Genomic DNA, 21,404 nt, shown 5'->3' with positions numbered 1-21,404 from the left:
AGTACCTCACCACAGCCGGCGATCTGCTAGCAATGGCCACGCGGCGTCCTTGGGTGACAACACCGTTACCGGCTCTGGCCACTTGATACCGACCATGGGATCGTCGTGCCGAAATCCATCCGAAAGCTCCTCGATATATTCTGTTCCCATCAGGTATTCGACCACCGAATTGTCCTCCAACGTCTGGAACCCATGAGCGAAGCCCGCCGGGATGTAGACCATCGTTGCGGACGATGGTGCGAGCTCGCTGACAAAGATCCGTCCCCGGGTCGGAGACGTCGGACGCACATCAACGATGACATCGTGGATACGACCCGCCGTGCAGCGAACGATCTTCGCATCGGCCTTCGGGGCTCTCTGGAAATGCATTCCGCGAACGCTCCCCCGGACTCGAGTGAGTGAGCTGTTGCCCTGTATGGGGCGGAAGTCGATCCCCTGCGCCGCAAAGCTATCGGCACACCAGGTTCGCGTGAAGCTGCCGCGCTCGTCAACACGAGGCGTCAATTCAATCAATCGCGCATCCGATTCACCAAGGGCAATGAACTTCACGGCTCGGAACCTCGCCAATAAGAGCACAATGAGTTGGTCTTGACATACTCCGCAGGGAAGAGCCTTGCTTGCGGCGGTCAGCTTTCAATGGTTGCTTTTGGAACAGGCACGATAAACCGCCCTCCCCACGATCGGATTTCCTCCATCTGCGTTTTAATTTCCTGCTTGATGTTCCATGGCAGAATAAGAACGTAGTCCGGTTTGGCCTCGAAGATCGCTTCGGGAGGCAAGATCGGAATGCGGACGCCTGGAAGATAGCGACCCTGCTTAGAGGCCGCGCGATCGACGGTAAAGTCGACGAAATCGACTCCAACGCCGCAATAATTCAGCAGCGTCACAGCCTTCGCTGGCGCCCCGTATCCGACAATGGTCTTCGACTGACGCTTAAGCGAAACCAGGAGTTCCAGGAGATCGCGTTTCGTCTCCTTCACCGATTCATTCCAGGCGATGTAGACATCGTCCTGATCCAGCCCGTAGGCGCGTTCTTTTGCCAACACCTCCGCTACGCGCGGGCTCTCGGGCTGTGAGGCCTCGGAGTGGCAGACAAAGAATCTAATCGATCCGCCGTGCGTCTCGAGCAGCTCAACGTCGAAGACGCGAAGACCGGCCTTGGCAAAAATACGCTGTCCCGCGATCAGCGACAGGTAGGAAAAATGCTCGTGGTAAATCGTATCAAACTGATGTCGCTGCATCAACGTCAACAGGTGCTGCACCTCCAACGTCGCCACGCCATTCGGCCCAAGCAGCATTCTGACACCAGCCACGAAATCGTTGATGTCGGGCACATGTGCCAGAACGTTATTGGCGGTGATCAAATCGGCAGCCCAGCCCTCGCTGCGCAGGGTTTGGGCATATTCGCGGCCGAAGAACTCAGTTCGTGTTTCGATACCCATCTTGCGCGCAGCAAGCGCCACGCTTTCGCACGGTTCGATTCCAAGACATTTAATGCCTTTGGCGATTGAATACCGAAGCAGGTAGCCGTCGTTCGAGGCAATCTCGACGTGACGCGAGTCGGCACCAAGACCGAAGCGCGCAGACATGTAGTCGACATAGGTCTTGGCGTGATCCAACCAGGAGGATGAGTGCGACGAGAAATAGGCATAGTCCGCACGGAAGATGTCGGATGCCAACAGCAGGTCGCGGGTCTGTGCCAGGCGGCACTCGCTGCAGACGAACGCCTCAAGTGGATAGAACGGCTCCGCCTTCATGTAGTCGGCCGGCTCGACGTAGTCGTTGGCGACCGGCGAGAGCCCAAGGCTGATCAGCTTCAGCGTCAGGTCGTGTCCGCAGTGACGGCATTTCGGCGTAACGCCGGGATTCGCCGGGATGCTAATATTCATTGGGACTTCCAGTCTGGAGACTGTCGTCAGATTTTATTCCATTTAAGGTTTTCATCGAGACGACCATTGTCAATGTGATCTTGCAATACCTTCAGGCGCATCAGGTCCGACGACCGAAATGCACTGTCTTTGAAGTTCATCTTCTTGAGGCCAGCGATCAGATTCTGAATCGACTGGTCGAGGCTTACGGCCGGTTGATGGCTGGGCGCAAGGGAACGGTACAGCCCAAAATCGACCTTGTAGGAACGGCTGTCCACCGGCGCCGAAGTATTGATCGACACCTCGGTTCCCGGCAGTGCCTTCGCTACCGCATTGGCCAGATCCTTGACCTGATAGTTGCGATCGTCCGAACCTGCGTTGACGGCCAGATAACGACCTCCGGTACCGGCAGGCCGATCGATCGCCCAATCAATGGCGCGGGCCATGTCGGCCACGTCGATCAGCGGTCGCCACGGCGAACCATCGGATAGAACGCTGATCAATCCCTGACTGATTGCGCACGCAACGAAGTCATTCAAGACCAGGTCAAGCCGAAGCCGGTCCGACATCCCGCAAGCAGTTGCAAAGCGAAGACAGGTCACGGTCATGTCGCTGTCGATGGCAGCGAGCTCTTGTTCGGCTCCGATCTTCGATTTGGCGTAAGCCGTGATCGGATTCAGCTGATCGGTCTCCTTGCGAGGTGGGCCGTCGGCGATTCCGTAGACGCTGCAGCTCGATGCAAATACGAAGTTCTTCACGCCAGCGGCTGCAGCCGCCTGCGCGATCGACACTGTCGTCTTTTGATTGATATCGATCGTCACCGCCTGAAATTTATTTCCCATCGGATCGTTGGATATGGCGGCGAGTTGGACGACTGCGTCATAGCCGGTCAAATCGAGGGAGACGTTGCGAACGTCACCGTAAAATTGTTCGTCAAGGTATCGCTCGGGGAGAACGGGAGAGCCGGTCAAGCAATGCGCGAAATAGGCATTGTCCAATCCGTGAAGCGTCGCATTCGGGCGCCGTGACCGCAGGTACTTCGCGACCTCAGGCCCCACGTAACCCATGTTGCCGGTAATCAGGATTTTCAAGAGTACTTACCTCTAACAACTGCGATCGAAATCCGAAGCCATCTCTTACGCCATTTTCTTACGCCATTTCCGGACCGGATCGCACCTTTTGTACGATTCAGGTTAATAGGCACCCGGTGCCCTGTTCCACGTTGTAAGTCCTGCTTTTTGGACGTAAAAGAGAATATTGATTGAAGAGCCGGCCGTGGCAATCCCGTCTTTCTGCGGGGTTGCTGATCGTTCACCGTTGGACCAGCGTGCCAGCGACCAGGACGCAGACCGGCAATAGAGCGAAATGAAATTATCCGAGAGGGATTTCCTTGAATTCGCCAACCAAGCCTCCTTTTGCGCAGACCTTCGCAACCTCGTCCAAAATGCAGGCTCGAGCTCACGCCCTCATTCCGGGTGGCGCCCACACTTATGCCAAGGGCGACGACCAGTACCCGGTACTGGCGCCGGGATTTCTAGCTCGGGGCAAGGGCTGTCACGTTTGGGACGTCGATGGAAACGAGTTCATTGAATATGGGATGGGCCTGCGCGCGGTGACACTGGGACATGCTTATGCGCCCGTCGTCGAAGCGGCCCATCGCCAGATGCTCCTTGGTGAGAACTATACGCGCCCTGCCGCCATCGAACTGGACTGCGCCGAACAGTTCCTGAGCCTGATCGAAGGCTTCGACATGGTGAAATTCGGCAAGAACGGATCGGATGCGACCACCGCAGCGGTGCGATTGGCGCGGGCCTATACGGGGCGCGACCTGATTGCCAGATGCGCCGATCAGCCGTTCTTTTCCGTCGATGACTGGTTCATCGGAGACACGGCAATGTCGGCGGGCATTCCGAAAGCCATACAGGAACTGACCCTTCAATTCCGCTACAACAACATCGATAGCCTTCGCTCGCTTTTCGAACAGAACCCAGGCCGAATTGCCTGTGTTGTTCTTGAGGCAGCGACGGCCGTAGAGCCGGAGCCTGACTTTCTCCGGTCGGTGCAAGAACTCTGTCGCAGCGAAGGCGCCGTCTTCATTCTCGATGAAATGATCACCGGCTTCCGATGGCATAACGCCGGTGCCAAGAGAGTCTATGGGATCTCGCCCGATCTCTCGACATTCGGCAAGGGCATGGGCAATGGCTTCTCGGTTTCGGCTCTGGCCGGCCGCAGGGATATCATGGAACTCGGAGGTTTGCAGCACGACCGGGAGCGCGTTTTCCTGCTGTCCACGACGCATGGTGCCGAGACCCACTCCCTCGCCGCTGCGATCGAGACGATGCAGACCTATCGCCGCGACAACGTCATAGAATACCTTTACCGGCAGGGAGAGCGGCTGCGAACCGGCATCAATCGCGCAATCGACTCGCTCGGCCTCAAGGGAAGTTTTGAGGTTCTTGGCCGCCCCTCCAACATGGTCTACGCGACGCGCGACCAGTCGCAGCAGCCTTCACAGGCATTCAGGGCGCTTTTCCTCCAGGAGACAATTCGGCGCGGCTTGATCATGCCTTCCTTGGTCGTGAGCTTCTCGCACAGCGACGCAGACATCGATCGAACGATTGAGGCGATCGGCGAAGCGCTCCAGGTCTACCGGCGGGCACTGGAAGACGGCGTTGAACGCTACCTGATCGGTCGGCCGGTGAAACCGGTGTTCAGGAAGTTTAATTGACGGCGAGCACCACTAAGGCACATTCGGCCCGTAAATGGCCAAGCTACTAGCAAGCTGACGGCCGCGAGCCCGCCGCGTTGGGCTGCTTTAGCCACGCCTCGCCAATACCATAATGGTCCAACCGAGCCACATGCGCTCTTCCCATCGCTTGATCTGTCTCAACACGGCACCAAGCTTCACGGCCTCTGCAAGCCTATTGAGCCGGCTGGAGTTGACGATACGAAGGAATCCTCGATTAAACGTCGGCGTGATCGAGAACATCTGCTCCACGGCAAAGTGAGACTCGAGCAGTTGCTTAAGTTCCTTACGATCCATCCAGCGCCGCAACTTTTTTTCGGTGCGGGGATATCATTGCGCATCAGGGCGGGCTTGTTCTGTGTCGCAAGCATCAGGTAACCGCCACGCTTCAATAGCCCCGCGATCTTACCCAAGAAGGCCGGCTGATCGGAGACGTGGGCCAGTACTTCCAGGCTGATTGCCACATCGTAAGTCGCTGACCGCAGATCCAACGACATGAAGTCGCCCGCAACGAAATGCGCCTCTGGCACGCGTCGTGCGGCGCGGGCCAGCACCTCGTCGGAAAGATCGGTGCCGGTAACCTGACCGAAGCGTGTGAGCTGCGAGCATAGCCAACCCGCACCGCACCCGACATCGGGGATTCGCAAGTCCTTTCGGTTGAGCGCTTCCAGCCAAGATACCACGACCTCAGCCTGCTCTATCGATACGTCGCCCAGCCTCTTCTAACGGGTTGATGCGTTCCACTCGTTCCAAAAAGCCCGCTGGGTTTGGATTGGTTCGGTAGCCATACTGCCCCTCCGTTACAGCGGATAGCCGTGCGCCAGAATCAGGATCTCTTTGCAAGTCAGATTGCCGTCTTCTGCTGGCATGCCGTCTTAATAGTGCAAAACCAATAACAATAATTACGCTCTATTACTTCTTCTATTCGTCTCACGATCTGCGACACCCGAAGCTCTGCCATACTCCCTACGCCGCGGAAAGCAACAACACCCAATCGCCATCGCGGCTGCAACCGGGGACGTTGAATTCCTGGCGCCCAGAGGCCGGTAGATGCTTCGGATCTGCGTTCAAGAACTGGCCGTCTGCCGGGTCAAACCAGCGCACCGTCACGTGGTCGCCGGCAAACTGCTTCAGGTCGATGGCGAACAGGCGCGGAGATGGCAGATAGATGATACCAAACTTGCCATCCCTGGAGCGCGCCGCGACAGCCTGAAAATGTCCGCGGAGCGCTCCGCCAACGAGCAGCATTCCATCGCTATCAGGTTCCAAGGTGAACCAGGGTAACGACAAAAGAAAATTCCGCAAGTGGACGATGCCGAGCGTGCCGGGACTGTTCAGCGCCGCCTTCCATTGCATTGGCTGCGGTTTGGCTGCCGACGCGTTGAAATGCCAGATCGGGTTGTTACCAAAGAGCTGACCGGCGGCGCCGGAAAGCACGGCTTGCCATGCCTGAATTCGAGTCCTCAGCGGCGTTCCTTCCTTCTCGTTCTCGTACATGGTTTCGATCAGGAAATAAGGCGTTTTCCGATTTGCGGCCAGAAGCAAGGCTTCCGCTGCAACCGGAGCATAGGTGTAGAGCGTGTCGATGGCGATCGGGATCTCGCCGGCACTCCAGTATCCCAAACCATGCATCTCGGGGGCATTATGCGCGGTATGAACGGAATCAGGCAGTATCTCCCGGATTCCTTCCGCCACCGCCTGACTAAGCGTCTTATTTGGCGGATTATAATCGCCCACGTTAACCCAAATGATGTTTTTGAAATGCTTGAAGCGCTTGCCCACGTAGCGGCCATAGTCCCGCAATTTTTCCGGGCCGCACGCTTCCATCTCGCGATACCAGCCTTCATCGCCACCTGACGCCCCGATATAGGCCGGTGCCAGCAGCACAAGGAACCCCTTTTGCGCGGCGTCGCGCAATATCCGTTCGGCGTGATCGAAATAGCGATCGTTCGGCGTCGAGAAGTCCCCGTCCTGTTTGAATGGCCCGTCGCCATACACATTTCTGGGAGCGCCGTCGGCAAATTTATGCTCAAGCAGATTGATGAGCAGCGTGTTGAAGCCTTTCGCCTGGCGGTCGCTGAGATAAAGCTCGGCGTCCTCGGTCGTAAGCTGCGTTAACAGCGACCACGCACTATCTCCGACAATCAGGAACGCCTGACCTGCTGCATCCACAAGGTACCGCTGTTCTTCGACCGGATGTAATGGGAACATCGTCGGCGTCGCACTTTGGCGCTCGATCGGTTTCCATTTTGCCGTGTCGTCTTTTAGCGTGGTCGGAGAGCACTCTCCCGCGACTGGTTGAGCCTCGGCGCCACGAGCTTCCCATCTACGAAAAAGTCGAAAAAGGACAACGCCTCCCACCAAAGCGAGCGCTCCTGCTGCCGCGGAGACCTGAAATGCCCTGCGGCTAATCACGGTCGCAAGCCTTTATGGTTATGATCGTATTCAAAAACGCAAATGCTCGGACAGCCATGCGTCATTCATCCAATCGGAGACTCGATCCGCGATTTCGGATGGCGCGCCCGATGAACAGAGTTAATCAAGGCTGGACCGTTCGCGGTCAGGGACATCCTCTCTAGAGCGAGCGATCCGAGAGGGCTGACGTGCTGCGGACTACGGTTGGCGTCAGCCAGGCGGTGAAGAACGTTACTCACCGCGACGCCCTGCGAACTCTCTGCATACCGCTGCCCAACAGCCCCGCAATATGGGACTCAAGTCCATCAGGACGACCGACAAGGCTCCACGTCAAGAACATCAAACTTGCATAAGCAGCCGCACCAACACCGACAACGATCGCCAGGCGGGGTATGAGCTGGTAATATGCCGATATTTCCCCGAGCGAGATTTCCAGCGGCGCGATCACGACTGCCATGACGGCGACGCTGATCGTTGGCCGCCATGAACCGAGCAGTTGATCTCTTATGCGCAAGCCAATCAATTCGCGCACAGTCAGCATCGCACATCCCACAACCACCAACGCAGTGACCAGGCGCGCGCTAACAGCCCCCGCAATCCCCTCATACACTACCCCGACGAACATGAGAGGAAGCTTAACAACAAATTCGATCACGACAAGTCGAGTGATTAGCCGAGGTTTCTCAAGAGAGATCGCCAGCGCTGCCAGAGGACCATAGAAAAACGTGGGAATAACCGCCCAGCAAAGCCAGCGCAGAATGGGTGCCGCCGCCAACCATTTTTCCCCGAAAGCGAGCCGGAGTATCGGTTCGGCATTCATGCTCAGCCCAACCATAATCGGAAGGCCAAGCGTGACGATGCCGGTGGCGCTCCTCTGATAAGCCATTGTCAATCTTCGTGTGTCCTCCCGGACGGAGCGGAAGGCCACCAAAAGAGGATTCATCATTTGATCGATCAGTATCTGCCCGGGAAGCGCGGCAAGGTTTGCAGCCATCGAAAAAGCGCCAAGCTCGAAACGATTCACGAAGCGGCCGAGCATCAACGAATCCATTTGCCAGGCCAACGCCCGTACGGCCTGCCCAAACGTGTTCCATCCAACATATTCCGCTAGATCGCGCCATTTTCGAAGCGAGAACACCGGCAGATACGGCGCGTAGATAAACGAAACGATGAACATGGTAACGGGCGAAGCGATTGCGCCAATCGCAAGCGACCAGTAGCTTCTCGTCAACCACGCCGAACCGACCGACAAGACGAGCGCGGTCAGCTTGCCCGAGACCTCGATGACGAGGTTGGGCCAAAAATCGAACTCCATCGAAAATTCGATAATGCGAGGACTGGTGAGGCCACGCGATGCGGGCGCAGCGCTGAGCGCGCAAATGAGCCAGATCAATCTATGATCGTTATAGATCTGTGACAGCGGCCAACTCGAAGCCACCAGGATAGCCGCGAGCGCTAATCCCCTTAAGACTTGAAGCGTGAAGACAGTATCGTAGTGCGCCCTCGTCCGCGTCGGCAACGCGACAAGCGCATATCCCAAGGGCAATTCCATGATTGCTTCAACGATCATCACAACCGACATCGCGATTGCGATGAGTCCAAAATCTTCCGGCGACAGCAGGCGCGCGAGAATGATGAGCGCCGCAAAGTCGATGCAGCGAGAGATCAACCGCGACGCAATCATCATTGTCGCACCGGCGGCGGTGCGACTTCTAATACTGTGCGCTGAAGGCTTCAAAGATTCCATTGTTTGTCAAAGCAGCAAACGGCGTATCTCATATTCGCCGCAAGAGCGGTATCCATTCCGACAAATCGGCGCAACGGCAATTGGAACGAGGAGCGAAGACTAGCGGAATAAATGCTGCAGCACATTAGAGATTTTGGTTAATGTGCTTACAGTTAACCCCTTGTCGGGCAGACGCAGCTCTGACATTGCCGTCCCGGCATCGGCAGCCTCGTTGCCTTGCATCGTCCAGTCCTGTAAAGCTAAGGGCTCTAAGCGCGACTTCATCGCGCCTCGGCGGCCCTGACGGCGAGCGATCGTTCGTATGCGTTCCTTTCCAGTTTGTGATATTTTTATCTTATGACTCAGTCTAGCGTACATCGTAGTGGCGACGAAATAGCCAAAATGGTTGACGCCGCGTCGCTTTCAGAAGCTCGTAGTAACAATTACGCGGCCGATCGCGTAAGACCACGGAGAATATGCCTTTTCGGCATGTTCGGCGGAGGCAATTTCGGCAACGACGCGTCGCTGGAAGCATTTTTGCTTTTTCTGCGGGAAGCGAGGCCAGACGCCGAGATCTCGTGTGTTTGCGTTGATCCAGATGCCATAGGGCGACTTCATCAGATTGCAACAATACCGATCAGCGCCCCTGAGTCTTCCAATGCAGTCTTCAGGTTGTGCAACAAGCTCAGCCTGCGAATGATCGGAAGATTGGCGAACTGGTACCGGGCAATCAAGCATCTCAGGCAGTTCGACATAGTCCTCGTGCCGGGCACGTCCACCTTGAACGACTACGGCTCTGGTCCACTTGGAACGTCTTATGGACTATACCGTTGGGCTGCCGCTGCGCGGTTGTGCGGGGTGAAATTCTGTTTCGTTGGAACCGGCGCCGGTCCAATCCTGCATCCTGTCAGCCGCTGGATGTTGAGATCTGTGGCAGCGTGGGCGCATTTCCGTTCCTTCCGTGATCAAGTTTCCAAGGACTTCCTGGCCTCGCTCGGTATCGATACCAGTAACGAACAAGTCTATCCGGATCTGGTATTTAAGCTACCAACACCATTGCCGGCGCAGGGCACGACGCAGGATAAGCCGATCACTATCGGCGTCGGGCTCATGAGCTACAACGGCTGGCGCGCAGGTCCGCGCTTAGGTTCGGACCCCACGGTCTACCGGACCTACATTGAAAAGATGGGCCGTTTCGTCAACTCATTGCTCGACCGCGGCTACCGCGTTCGCCTGCTGACCGGCGAAACCGTGGATGCGCAGGCAGTGAGTGATATCGGTCGAATCGCCAAGGCGAGCGGATATCAGCTGATCGATGGCAATCTACCTCCTCAAAAGGCCCAACAGCTCGTCACAGAGCCGATCAACTCTCTGCACGACGTCATGCGGCAGATCAGCGACACCGATGTCGTTGTCGCCACGCGCTTTCACAATGTCGTTTGCGCTCTAAAACTCGCTCGGCCAACGATCTCTATCGGGTATGAGGCAAAGAACGACGCGGTGATGGCCGACCTCGGCCTTGGAAACTTCTGTCAATCCATAGAGGAACTCGACGTCGAACGGCTGGTGACGGATCTCTCCAAATTGCTGAAAAGCAAAGAGCATTATCAGGCGATCATCCAGCAGAATCTCGATGCCACACAACTCCGCGTCAAACGACACGAGCAGGAATTGTTGTCCAGTATACTTTGAGCCGGGGTGCGGTCTGAGAGCAATTCACCATCGGATTGCGAGATCAACGAGTCCACGGCCGGGCCCTATTGCGAATGGCTTGGGGCGATGGAGGTCGGGTTGAATCGCCATCGCGCTTCTTCGTTTTTGATTGAGGCATGATCTCCGCGCAAACGCGTTCCTCGTTTGTTAGGCCAAGGGAAAAACCGATGCGCCCCACTATACAGGTGCGGGGCAGGCTTTTTCCGGACCCTGCTTGAGAAAACTCTCGGAGCAGAACTTGGCTTCATCGATTTCAGGACCAGTTGGAAGACGCCAACTGCGTTTCCATCTCTCGTAAGGTATCCATCCGATGATCGACCTGCTCCAATCCGCAGCGTTTGGACCAACTTGCCGTTCTTTCAAACCCCGCAAGACCCCTCGAGCTGCATCCGGCCTGCCCTTCACGGCCCATTTTATCGCCAGGCGCATCAACCTGGCGCGCATACGTTCCTTCTGAAGTCGAAAAGCCGATTCGTCCCAGCACTGGCCGCCGAATGCGCATATGATGTCGAAACGCTCAAGTATTCCTTCGAGCTGATCTGCACCGAGTTGCTGGCTGGTAAGCGAATTTGCGTGCCAGCGTGTGTAGACGAGTGGATCGTGCAAATAGGCAAACTTGCCGCGGAGTGAGCGGCGGACGACCGCGGCAAAGTCAAAATGAACCGGGGCGTCATTGAAAAATTCCGCACTTTGAGCGCCGCCATGGTAGCGGACAAACAGGTGATGATAGGGAAGCCAATTGATGCTTTCATCCAGTATCTTGCGCGCGGCCTCGGTCCCATCAAAAACGGTTTGGTTCAAGGGCAGATTCGCGCGGTGCACCTTGTCTATGAAGACATCGTCGCAAAGAACGACCTCGATTTTTTCGTCCGACTGCGCGATCTCCACGAAGCGCGCGATACAATCGCGGCGCATCAGATCATCGGCGCAGAGGATCTTCACATAAGACGCCTCGGCCGGAACTGCGCAAAACGCCTTGGTCCAATTCTCCCGCAGCGGAAGCAGACGGTCATTTCGGATCGTGAGCAGCTCGACGCGTTGCGAGCGATAGCGATCGATGATCTCCGGCGTACTGTCTGAGCTACAGTTATCAACTATGACATGTATGAGTTTGTCATAGGTCTGCTGTTGAACGCACCGCATCGTGGCTTCGAGATAGGTGCCCCCATTGTAGACAGGCGTCACCACAGCGACGAGAGGTCGAGCCGACGCTGAGCAATCTTTCATTGCGATGGTCTCTTACAATAATCGGTTCGCCAGAAATTACCGGTCACTATATAACAACGTGTTCGCTATCCTAAGTTGATCCTGCACACAGCTTCCGCGAGAAGACATAAATTCGAATCCCGATCCGTGGGCACGAGAAGCACCCGCCCCGACTGGCCATGGGGGGCGCTCCAACAATCGCCATAGCAACCTATCGAACTTTTTGGTCTTCGTCGAAGATATTTTAAATTTAGTGATGGTTAGCAGAAGGCTCGCCTTAGGACGCCTGCTTATCGCGAGAGCCGTCTCCATCAGCGCCGCTTGCGCGCCCAAAGCCACGAGCCAGGGCCGCCGCGCGCAGGCCGCTACAGGAGCGGCTTTCGTTCGCCAGCGCGATCTAACGGCTACGCACAACGAGACCTGCACCTTGCAACAAACATAAGTATCGCCCAGCACATCGCCGAACTTGCTAGCGGCGCCCGGTGTCATCATCAAGCATTGCGAGTAGATTTACTGACGCGCGATTTTGCAGGATGACATCGATGCCCCCGCCCCATGCAACTGCCAGCCAGCTTCTGCTGCTGCGTCCTGCGGACGGCGATGTGCACGGCCGCAACCGGTGATGAACAACCGGTATCCCGCGTCGGGCTCGGCCCAGTCGAGCCAACCGGTAACGGTGCCGCTATTCCTCCCATCTCGACCTGCCCGGTTACGAATGGAGGCAGGTGTCAAAACTCGTTTCCTGTCACAAGCCAAGATGATAGTATTGTTAATAGTAAACGCCCGTCTTCATTGGTCATAAGCGAGAATGCCCAAGCGCCAAGCTTGCACACGGCTGGCCCTGCAAATAGATTATATCAGATCATTGGTTTAATAACGAGGGTTAGATGAGTGCCGTCACCGGGCCCTTTGATTGCGAATTCTCGCTTGCCCTCAATAACCGCACGGGGAAGTATTTTTTCTGCAAGGAGATGATCCAATCATCCGAAGATCTGATTGGGGCATGTCTCTATTGGAGGTTACGGCTGAACCGACTCCCGTCGCGGACGTTCTCGCGGATCCTTGGAAGAATTGCACGCTGGGAAGTCGATTTCAGATCCGGAACCGGGTTGATCAATCGTCTCCTGTCACCATCGCCTCACCATCGTCCGCTGATCTTCACCGACCCACGGGAGGTGCTCTTCTATCGACTGAAGTCATGTGACATCGTCGTCTGTCACGACATGGGGCCGATTACCCATCCTGATCTCTACAATCCTGGCGTGAGCCGGATCTACCGGCAGGCCTTCGAACAAATTCGAGACGCCCGGCCTTTCATGATTTTCGTCAGCGCGGCTTCCCGGCAGGAGTTTGTCGCAAGATATGGCGATGACTACCCCGCGATGCAGATTGTCTCTCCCCCGCTCCGGATGGACATGCAACAGAGCGACCTGCGCCCCGTTGAAGGCATTCCGGAAAAGTTCTTCCTCACTGTCGGTGCCGTCGGCGAGCGGAAGAATCAGTTGCGCGCCATAAGGGCATTCGACGCAACCGGCCTCTCCAAGGCTGGATACGCCTACGTCATTTGTGGCGGCCTGCACGAGGCAGGCGCGGACCTGGTCGCCGAGCAGGCCAGGCGAACGCAGGGCATTATCCTGCCCGGGTATGTCAACGACGCCGAGCTCCGTTGGCTATACCGGAACGCAACCGGTTTTGTCCTGCCAAGCTTGCTGGAAGGTTTCGGCTTGCCGGCCGCGGAAGCCGTCCATCACGGACTGATACCACTGCTTTCCTATGGCGGCGCTTTGCAGGAGGTCGCCGGCGATGGCGCCATCTATGTCAATCCGCTGGACGAGGGTGATATTGCCGCCGGGATGCGTTTGCTCGCCGGCCTAACTCCGGAAGAGCGCAAGAGACGCCTCGATCTACTCCTTGTAAATGTCGGTCGATTTTCACTTGAGGCGGAGGCTGGCAAATGGCGCGAGACCCTGATGCTTGCGGCAACGGCGTGGTCAGCGGACATCGCCCGCCGGCCTCCGTGCAGGCGTATTTGAGCCGGTCCGGACCGTGCTGATTGCGCCGCTGCTTTAACCATGTGACGCGATCACCGGCTTCCAGCTGGAACTGTGCGGCTATATCTCCGTCATTCAATATTGCGGCTCTGCACGTAACGTGCAAAGTTTGCTCATTTCGTTGACCTTACCTATTGGCCCCTTATCGAGGACACTCAAATGAAAGTCGTCATTTTCTGCGGCGGAAAGGGCCTTCGGCTGCGTGAGTTTTCCGAGAACACTCCAAAGCCAATGGTTCCCGTCGGCTCGAGGCCGATCGTCTGGCATACGATGAAGTACTTCGCGCATTATGGACACAAAGACTTCATCCTTGCGCTCGGCTACAAGTCCGAATTCATCAAAGACTTTTTTCTCAACTACAGCGAAGCGATGAGTAACGACTTCGTCATCACCAACGGTGGCAGGACGGTCAAGTTACTCTCATCAGACATCGACGACTGGACTATCACGTTCGTAGATACGGGAATCGAGTCCAATATCGGTGAGAGGTTGGTAAAGGTACGGGAGCACGTTGCTTCCGATGAGTATTTCATGTGCAGCTATGCTGACTGCCTTACCGACGCGCCACTCGACGACATGATCGATACGCTCAAGCGGTCCACGAAGACCATGAGCTTCGTCGCCGTAAAGCCGAGCTCGAGCTTCCACGCCGTGCAATACGATGCTGCCGGCGAATTGATCGGAATTAAACCCGCTGACCAACTTGGCCTCTATATCAATGGTGGCTATTGGATCATGCGCCAGGACGTCTTCGACTACATCAGACCCGGCGAAGAGATGGTCGAGGAACCCATGAAGCGCCTTATCGCGGCAAACCAACTTGCGCCCTATCGATATGACGGCTTTTGGGCGTGCATGGATACGTTCAAAGAGAAAATGATGCTTGATGATATGGTGAACTCTGGAAAGGCCAAGTGGCAGGTCTGGACGAGGCCAGCGCCGCGGTTGGCACAGTCGGTAATAGGGCCGGCTGTCAAGACCGGCGGTGCGACGCGCGATATCAACGACAGTCTTCAGTAGCCTGCCTCAGCAAAGTCTGATCCCACGCCGGCGGCTGCTCCGAGATCCGCAGATAATCGAGCAGCCGGACGTCGGATTGTCCAAGGATACGGCTGCGGCATGATCAAAAGCGACCGTGAACGCCTGACCTTTGACTGGCGACGACGCGCCGTATTACTTCGATAAGCTTTTCCCCTGCCCGGTTCCAGGAAAACAACCGGGAGCGTTCCCGGCCTGCAAGAGAAAACCGTTCCCAGACATCGGGATCGGTTGCCAGCTTGCCAATAACTTCTACCCATTCCCTCGGATCATCGGCAGCCGCGAACATTGCCGCCTCACCTCCCACTTCAGGCAGCGCTCCGCTTGGTGCAAGCACTGCCGGACACCCAACCGTCATGCCCTCCAGTGGCGGGAGACCAAATCCTTCAGTCGTCGAAGGGAACGCCAAACAGAGAGCGGATTCAAGAAGCGCGCGGAGCTCGCCGTCGTCGATCCTGCCTGTGAAAACCACGCTTTGCGGAATCGAATGGCCCAACGCCTCAAATTCCTTTGGGCTGGCAGCCCCCACCAGCACCAGCTTTATTGCAGCGAGTGTGGGATCTGCGAATGCTTTCAGCAACAAGCCGATATTCTTGTGCGCCTGGACGTTGGCAAGTGCGACGACAAACTTGCGACGGTTCAACTGCAGCCGATCAACGATCTTGGTAAGTGGCTCGTGGGCGAGGAGATGATCGACGCCGTTTGAGATCACCGAAATCTGCTCGGGTCGAGCGACGCCGAACCGAACCAGCTGAGCGGCGGAGAATTCCGATACAGCAAGTATCCTGAGATGTCGGTGCCCGATCACAGGTAGCACATTGCGATACCAGTTCGCGAAAGCCCAACTATACGATTCTGGAGTGATGAACACTTGCGCATCATGAATCATCGTGATCGCAGCCGTGCTCGCCATGGGCCCAAGATTGCAGAGATTTAACAGAAGGTCCCTTCTTGCCAGTCGAGGAAGATCCAGTTGCTCCCAAAGCTGCCCCCGGAGAACGCCGCCCCGCTCGATAGCGAACGACGATTCGGGACTATTTCGAACATTTCTCGGCGCTATGATACCGGGCGCTGTCCTGAACAGGTCCGTGAGTTCGTCACGGCGAGACGCCAATTGGCGAATAAGCTGTTCGGCCACACGATGCACGCCCGTGGGCTTGGCTCCCAGAAATTTTCCGTTGATGGATAATCGACGAAAACTCACTGCACCTCGCAATAAGCGTTTGGCACCTTAAAATAGTTCCCAGACATTGGTCTGGTGATGACTCGCCGGCTCGCGTCCGAGGGGCAGACCTTCAGATGAAAATATCGCGACGGTCGCTTGGCAGATCGCACCGATAGACAACCGTCACTCACATCTATTTAGCATGCGATTGGTGTGTCAATCCTGCCGTGGATCAATATTGGCCTACGCGTCAGCGAGCTATCAAACAGCTGTGGGACAGATCATGGTTTTTCGATATGGTCCCATTAATCAAGCTCCGCCTACGCGACTACGAATTTTCGGGCGAAAAACGCCTCCGCATAACGGGTATTGCTTTCAAGCCCGCGGATTCGCATCAGCCCACGGAAGGTCTCCTCGTCGAACCAATGCTTGTTCCGCTGACTTGAGAACACGTCGCGCAACACCGCGATCTTTACCGCGACATCGTCAGGATCGAGCGGAACAAAAAGATTCGGCTGCATCAAGTCTCCGTCCCATTTCGGAATCTCGTACTCCCAAATCTGATGCGATCGAAAGGTATTCCAGGTCAGCTCGTTGATGATGCGATGATCCTGATGCCCGTCGCCGCGCGTATGCGTGAGGATCAGGTCCGGATCAATCGACTTCAAGTTCTGTTCAAAGAATCCCTTTATCTTCTCTCGATCTTCAGGGAAGCGAGAATCAGCAAAATTCTGCAACAAGACTGACCGCGAGACGTTGGGCCCCAGCATTCGCTCTGCGCCGCGACGAGCCTCCTCGTGGCGAATCTCGTTGCCGGAAAGCACACACCACGTCACTTCGACTTCGGGATTCTCCCGAACAATACGAAGGACAGTTGCGCCGGCGCCGATTTCGATGTCGTCAGAATGTGCGCCGACGCATAGAAGGCGCCTCACCTCCCTGAACCCACCAAAGGCTATCATGATAGTTCCTTTGCAATTTCAACGACTACTGCCGTACGTATCGGGACAAACATTCGAATTATTTTTTCGCATCCTGGCCCGTTGGAAAATCCAAAAACAACAGTGCCGAACCCAGCAATAACCCAAAGAATTCCACTCGTAGAGTTACAGCCGAATTCTTGGTTAAGCCCGACGTCACTACTGGGATTTCCTGACCCTGACTTCCTTTACTAGGAACTCGTTGGGCGACGAAATGGCGTTCAACCGGAACGTCCAGCCCCATGCGCCGACAAAATTTGCATCCTTCACGGTCCAGGATATTTCCTGCCAGGCGTCACTTGCGGGGATGTTACGATAGTCAGTGCCGACATAGCCCCGGCTCGATTCATAATCGATGCTGAGCCCTGCCAGTTTATCGGACGCGATCCGCTTCACAACCGCCGTGATCTCGAAGGTCTTCACGTCGAGAGCCGCGAATTGCGGATCCACCCGGAAATAGACGTAGTGTCCTTCCTTGTCAGATCGCGAAAAATCCGTTCGGCGCCACTCCCGGTCGGCGATTGTGGTATCCCGACTGATCTGCTTTATCCCGTTCTCGACGTTCCGCTCACCCAACAGCAAAGTCGCCAGCGCGATTCCCCGATAGTCGACCGTCCAGGGATAAGGCTTTCTCTGCTGAGTCTGCGCCTTCTCGACCAATGCGAACGGCAGATCCTCGACTAGGACTGGCGTGCCGGTCAGCGTCAGCGACTCGCCGGCGGGAAGCGCCCTCTTCTCCCCCTTCAGGCTCGAAAGCCGTACGTCACCATCGAACACGATCTTGACTTCGCGCTTTGCACCCGCCCACGCCGCCAGCACAGGCTTTCGCTCGTTGTTGAAAACAAAGCCATAGCTTCCCTCGCCAAGATCCAGCCAGCCAGCCGAGGCCGGCTCCGCACCCAACGTGGTCGCCAACACCTTTAAAGCGTCATAAGAAGGACGCGGCGTCATATCGGACCGAATGAGTCCGAGGTCGGTACCGTTCCCGTAAGACGGGCCCCTCGCTTCGAACCAAAAGACGCGCTGGAAGCCTGCTGCAATCGACAGCAGATAGGCCTTCGCGAGCGCTACCGCCTGGGCCTGATCCAAGGTATCGTCGCGCTTCACCGGCGCGGCCGAGCCGATCTCCGTGATCCAGAGCGGAGTATCCGGGGGCTGATGGTTCGCCTCCAGCATTTTCCGCAATGTCGTTGTCATGTTGAGAAATGCAGGCTCTCCACCGTCCGCGAGCCCAGCCAGAATCTCGTAAGGGTGTATGCAAATGTAGTCAAAGTAGCTGGCTGCGCCCGCTTTGATCGCAGCATCGAGAAAACGAACATCGAAGTTTGCTACGCTCATGCCGATCTTCGTTGTCGGATCGACTTTCTTCGCTGCGATTGACGCTTCGCGCACCAGCTCGGCGTATATTCCAGGTGATCCGCCTTCGGCAAAGCTGCCGTTGAATTCATTCCAAACTTCCCAATACTTTATATCGGAATGATATCTGGCAACCATGCCGGTGACATAATCCCTCCAGAACCGAATATCCTTTATCGGAAATTTTCGTGTGCCGCCGTCCGCCGAAGCCCAGGGAGCGAAATACGCAAACAGACCGGTCAAATGTATGTCGTTTGCACGTGCGTTTTCAACGAGCCTATCAGATAAGGTAAAATCCCAATGACCTTGTTGGGGCTGAATCGTTTGCCACTCATAGAAGCCACGAAGCCATCGAACGCCTGCCTGTTTAAGCATTGGATTGAAGACAGGATAGTCAGAGAACCATTCCGCCCCCGACGCCACTCCCCATGGACTTCGATCATCTCGCGGATCGCTAGCGGGAAGCGAAGTTCTCGTCGACTGCGCAGAACATGGAACACAAAACGCCAGGGCTGAGATCAACAACATCCAGCAAGCAACCTTCTGGCCCATCGACGACCGAGTATCGACTAAGAATGGTCCGTGGTTGAACATGAGCCACTCTCCCTGAGAAGTCTCGCAAACTACTAAAACCGGCGCGATCGAACAAATCAAGAATGTCCGGGTCCTAGTGAAACGGCTGTTCGGGTGCTTGACAGTTGGGTTCTCCCCTTCGGCGAGTCTATGCAACTTAGCGCGGCAAAAGCGAAAAACGGCAAACCGAGATCGATAAAGCCGGCAGACGTCGTCGCGGCAATCAGCCATGCCAAGCAAGCCGACCGTGCAGCGACCTGAATCGCAGGGACGCTAGACGGCACAATATTCTTCTTTCTGAACCAGATCGAGAGCAGGAACATGGCATAACTCGCGGCGCCCAGAATTCCGAGGCTGCCGATGACCGCAACCGGAAAGCTCGATGCTCGCACACTTCCGTTACCTGCTCCAAAGCCGAATGTATCGATGAAATTCTGTATGGCTTGGCTGTTCCATCTCGATCGCTCAATACCCGAGGACGTCGACATTTTGTTGAGAACGAACGTATTCAGCAGCTCCGAGAAATAGGCGAACGAGCCGTCGTGGAGGCAGATCGCGATACCAACAACGACAAGCACAAAAGGTGTGCACATCATGAAGATGACCATCTCCCGTCGAATTCGTCCGAACAGGAAATTGATGGTTATGATCGCGAACTGCACGACAAGATAGCCGGCCAGCCCTACATATGCCGTGGTCGATGTTGAGAACAATAGCGCGAGGAACGACAGGATGCTCAATGACAACGTCAGACGCGCTCCAATCCCGTGGAGCCAAAGCGTGGTCGCAAATGCAAAATACCCAAGCGTCCAGTAGCCAAAGCTGGATGCTTCAACGAACGAGCCGATGATTCGCTTGAATCCCGCAGCTTCATTGTCGCTCAGGATGGAATAGGTCGAATTGCGGATGAACGACATCAGCTCGCTGGTATTCGTTGCGTATGTAGCCAGGTCGAGCACGCCGAAAACCAGGTTCAGGATCACGCACATTAACGCTGCTCGTCCCAGACACCTTCTTCCAGCTTCGCTGGCTCCGAATCCGGCCAGGACGAGAAAGCAAAGGCAGTCCCCGATGAAGTAAATCGACTGCGTCAAGTTCGAAGTGGTGGGGCCAAGCACAGAGAGATAGTTTTCCCCCTGCGCGCGAACCGCGTATGCGAGCGTTTGTCCCTGAAAGAGACGTGGCATCAGGTATGCGGTTATTGTTGAATAGGCTACCGTCACGAGCAACCAAAACCCCGGGCTGCCCGGGTATACCGCCTGAAGCGCTCCGATCCGGGTGTCGCGGTCCGCAAGCAGCCTCACCGCCAGAAAGCTAAGCAGCAGGTGCGCCGGCTGGATCGTGGTCCCGCCCAAGGAAGTCAGGATGAAGGCGGCGGCAGCTCCCAGCAGCGTCGACCCGAAGAACGCATAAACAATGAAGCTTGGCCGCGCAAACAGACCAATCAGTCCAACAACAAGAGCGATCGCGCCAATCAGTTCAACCGTCATTCGAACATTCGCTTTTCAAGCGCGGACCTATTCCGCTCACGCGAATCCAGCGCCGCAATTCGGCATCCATCAGCCTAATTCGAGTATGCGTTGCGGCGCGATGCGCCCAGTGAGCAGATCACGCAAGGCCAGATAATTTCCCTTCAGTCGCCCTCTACGGTCGATCCAGGGCTCCGGTCTGACACTCCTGGCCAAATTTGCCAACACATTCCGAAAAAGGAGCGGCCCCGCGAACGAAAGAGACACGGTGCCCTTTCGAACGAGATAGACGGGGTTTGCGATTTGCGAATAGCCGAATCGCACGCCTGAAGTACGACCGCCTTTCGCACCCAAATGCACGCCGCGCAGCGCTTTCGCATCGACTATTCGGCCGGCCCCCGACAGCTGCCGGGAAAAGTCGATATCCTCCTGCCATCCGTAAAGTGGCAGATTTTCGTCGAACAACAGCCCTTTCTCGCGGATTGGCGCCATTCGAAAAGCCATGTTGCAGCCATACGTGCCGTACGTAGGCACGACGGTACGATCGCCGGGAGCCGACCTGTCATCCGAGATCAAACTTAGCGCTGCCTCTGCTTCCAGACCCGGACCATTGGCACCGTCAACGATCGGTCGGCCAGTTATCGCGACCACATCTACGCATTCTAGAAACAGTCTCTCGATTTCCTCGAGATAGTTTAGCTGGGGAAAGAAATCGTCGTCGAAAAACACGATCACGTCAGAGGCGTTAGCGGCCGCTAATATCTGATTACGTTGAGCGGTGAGCCCGCGCTTGCCTAGCCGAACTGATGTGGTGTACGGAAAGCGCAGGAGCAGCTCCGCGTGCAAATCTTCGGGAGTTGCTGGACAAACAATTAGCGCGTCCGGTGGACGAGTCTGCCGGGCGATCAGGTCCAACGTGTAATTGAGAATTGCTCTTCGACCGGCCGTTGCAATGCCGACCGCGATCCTGAGCTTTCCCCCTTCCATAATATTTTCAGAGGTATGATCAGGACAATTGTTGCTCATTGCTAATGTTCTGTTCAAAAGAATCGCCGTTGCAAGGTCTTTTTGGAGTTCGATCAAATGTTCTAATCTCAA

16 protein-coding genes are annotated in these 21,404 nt (G+C 56.0%); 4 read left to right on the top strand and 12 right to left on the bottom strand.

The genetic code is table 11. The features are described 5' to 3' along the window. Positions 1-6 precede the first annotated feature (6 nt). The 3 genes from HCN58_RS29735 to HCN58_RS29725 form a co-directional block, all read right to left on the bottom strand. Positions 7-549: a dTDP-4-dehydrorhamnose 3,5-epimerase family protein gene (locus HCN58_RS29735; protein ID WP_171582911.1), complete on the bottom strand. Its 543-nt coding sequence runs from the start codon at positions 547-549 to the stop codon at positions 7-9. Positions 550-626: 77 nt separating this feature from the next. Further along, on the bottom strand, positions 627-1,889 hold the full coding sequence (locus HCN58_RS29730; RefSeq protein WP_171582910.1) for a class I SAM-dependent methyltransferase: 1,263 nt from the start codon (positions 1,887-1,889) through the stop codon (positions 627-629). Positions 1,890-1,915: 26 nt separating this feature from the next. After that, entirely contained in the window at positions 1,916-2,959 is a 1,044-nt protein-coding gene (locus HCN58_RS29725) for an NAD-dependent epimerase/dehydratase family protein (protein WP_171582909.1), read from the bottom strand. A 353-nt stretch (positions 2,960-3,312) separates the two neighbouring features. On the opposite strand from HCN58_RS29725, the gene HCN58_RS29720 reads away from it, so the two are divergent. Further along, complete coding sequence (locus tag HCN58_RS29720) at positions 3,313-4,596, top strand: glutamate-1-semialdehyde 2,1-aminomutase (protein WP_171583012.1); 1,284 nt, start codon at positions 3,313-3,315, stop codon at positions 4,594-4,596. Between the two features lie 176 nt (positions 4,597-4,772). Here HCN58_RS29720 and HCN58_RS29715 read toward each other — a convergent pair whose 3' ends face one another. From HCN58_RS29715 to HCN58_RS29705, 3 genes are all read right to left on the bottom strand, one after another. After that, positions 4,773-5,297 (bottom strand): class I SAM-dependent methyltransferase, encoded by a 525-nt coding sequence (locus HCN58_RS29715; protein ID WP_311966896.1) that lies wholly within the window; start codon positions 5,295-5,297, stop codon positions 4,773-4,775. A 283-nt stretch (positions 5,298-5,580) separates the two neighbouring features. Continuing rightward, positions 5,581-7,029, bottom strand: coding sequence for a glycoside hydrolase family 140 protein (locus HCN58_RS29710; RefSeq protein ID WP_171582908.1), 1,449 nt, complete (start codon positions 7,027-7,029; stop codon positions 5,581-5,583). A 235-nt stretch (positions 7,030-7,264) separates the two neighbouring features. Then, a complete protein-coding gene (locus HCN58_RS29705) occupies positions 7,265-8,776 on the bottom strand; it encodes a lipopolysaccharide biosynthesis protein (RefSeq protein WP_171582907.1) in 1,512 nt (503 codons plus the stop codon). 381 nt (positions 8,777-9,157) lie between these two features. Between HCN58_RS29705 and HCN58_RS29700 the strand changes: the two genes are divergently transcribed. Then, positions 9,158-10,447, top strand: a complete 1,290-nt coding sequence (locus HCN58_RS29700) for a polysaccharide pyruvyl transferase family protein (protein ID WP_171582906.1) — start codon at positions 9,158-9,160, stop codon at positions 10,445-10,447. Positions 10,448-10,645: 198 nt separating this feature from the next. Here the strand turns inward: HCN58_RS29700 and HCN58_RS29695 are convergent, their stop codons facing one another. After that, entirely contained in the window at positions 10,646-11,695 is a 1,050-nt protein-coding gene (locus tag HCN58_RS29695) for a glycosyltransferase family 2 protein (protein WP_171582905.1), read from the bottom strand. 866 nt (positions 11,696-12,561) lie between these two features. Between HCN58_RS29695 and HCN58_RS29690 the strand changes: the two genes are divergently transcribed. Next, positions 12,562-13,707: a glycosyltransferase family 4 protein gene (locus tag HCN58_RS29690; protein ID WP_171582904.1), complete on the top strand. Its 1,146-nt coding sequence runs from the start codon at positions 12,562-12,564 to the stop codon at positions 13,705-13,707. A gap of 177 nt (positions 13,708-13,884) precedes the next feature. Further along, the gene (locus HCN58_RS29685) at positions 13,885-14,745 is read left to right on the top strand and encodes a sugar phosphate nucleotidyltransferase (RefSeq protein ID WP_171582903.1); all 861 of its coding nucleotides are present in this window, start codon (positions 13,885-13,887) and stop codon (positions 14,743-14,745) included. A 103-nt stretch (positions 14,746-14,848) separates the two neighbouring features. On the opposite strand, the gene HCN58_RS29680 is transcribed toward HCN58_RS29685, so the two are convergent. From HCN58_RS29680 to HCN58_RS29660, 5 genes are all read right to left on the bottom strand, one after another. Next, positions 14,849-15,967: a glycosyltransferase family 4 protein gene (locus HCN58_RS29680; protein WP_311966895.1), complete on the bottom strand. Its 1,119-nt coding sequence runs from the start codon at positions 15,965-15,967 to the stop codon at positions 14,849-14,851. 281 nt (positions 15,968-16,248) lie between these two features. Beyond that, complete coding sequence (locus HCN58_RS29675; RefSeq protein WP_171582901.1) at positions 16,249-16,890, bottom strand: PIG-L deacetylase family protein; 642 nt, start codon at positions 16,888-16,890, stop codon at positions 16,249-16,251. A 177-nt stretch (positions 16,891-17,067) separates the two neighbouring features. Beyond that, the gene (locus HCN58_RS29670; protein WP_171582900.1) at positions 17,068-18,858 is read right to left on the bottom strand and encodes a glycoside hydrolase family protein; all 1,791 of its coding nucleotides are present in this window, start codon (positions 18,856-18,858) and stop codon (positions 17,068-17,070) included. Positions 18,859-18,914: 56 nt separating this feature from the next. Then, positions 18,915-20,327 carry a hypothetical protein gene (locus tag HCN58_RS29665; RefSeq protein WP_171582899.1) on the bottom strand — a complete coding sequence of 471 codons (1,413 nt, stop codon included), beginning with the start codon at positions 20,325-20,327 and terminating at the stop codon, positions 18,915-18,917. Positions 20,328-20,396: 69 nt separating this feature from the next. Next, positions 20,397-21,389 carry a glycosyltransferase family 2 protein gene (locus tag HCN58_RS29660; protein ID WP_235983999.1) on the bottom strand — a complete coding sequence of 331 codons (993 nt, stop codon included), beginning with the start codon at positions 21,387-21,389 and terminating at the stop codon, positions 20,397-20,399. Positions 21,390-21,404: the final 15 nt, after the last annotated feature.

Origin of the sequence: Bradyrhizobium australiense, from assembly GCF_013114825.1 — a bacterium.
In the GTDB taxonomy this organism is placed as follows: Bacteria; Pseudomonadota; Alphaproteobacteria; order Rhizobiales; family Xanthobacteraceae; genus Bradyrhizobium; species Bradyrhizobium australiense.
The sequence above is the reverse complement of the archived record's forward strand: the minus strand, read 5'-3'. Positions and strand labels throughout refer to the sequence as shown.

What these genes read in the sequence shown, in the direction of transcription:
- HCN58_RS29695 (WP_171582905.1), bottom strand. Translation starts at nt 11,695, where the DNA reads ATGAAAGATTGCTCAGCGTCGGCTCGACCTCTCGTCGCTGTGGTGACG.
- HCN58_RS29675 (WP_171582901.1), bottom strand. Translation starts at nt 16,890, where the DNA reads ATGATAGCCTTTGGTGGGTTCAGGGAGGTGAGGCGCCTTCTATGCGTC.
- HCN58_RS29705 (WP_171582907.1), bottom strand. Translation starts at nt 8,776, where the DNA reads ATGGAATCTTTGAAGCCTTCAGCGCACAGTATTAGAAGTCGCACCGCC.
- HCN58_RS29685 (WP_171582903.1), top strand. Translation starts at nt 13,885, where the DNA reads ATGAAAGTCGTCATTTTCTGCGGCGGAAAGGGCCTTCGGCTGCGTGAG.
- HCN58_RS29700 (WP_171582906.1), top strand. Translation starts at nt 9,158, where the DNA reads ATGGTTGACGCCGCGTCGCTTTCAGAAGCTCGTAGTAACAATTACGCG.
- HCN58_RS29730 (WP_171582910.1), bottom strand. Translation starts at nt 1,889, where the DNA reads ATGAATATTAGCATCCCGGCGAATCCCGGCGTTACGCCGAAATGCCGT.
- HCN58_RS29665 (WP_171582899.1), bottom strand. Translation starts at nt 20,327, where the DNA reads ATGACGGTTGAACTGATTGGCGCGATCGCTCTTGTTGTTGGACTGATT.
- HCN58_RS29670 (WP_171582900.1), bottom strand. Translation starts at nt 18,858, where the DNA reads ATGTTCAACCACGGACCATTCTTAGTCGATACTCGGTCGTCGATGGGC.
- HCN58_RS29690 (WP_171582904.1), top strand. Translation starts at nt 12,562, where the DNA reads ATGAGTGCCGTCACCGGGCCCTTTGATTGCGAATTCTCGCTTGCCCTC.
- HCN58_RS29720 (WP_171583012.1), top strand. Translation starts at nt 3,313, where the DNA reads ATGCAGGCTCGAGCTCACGCCCTCATTCCGGGTGGCGCCCACACTTAT.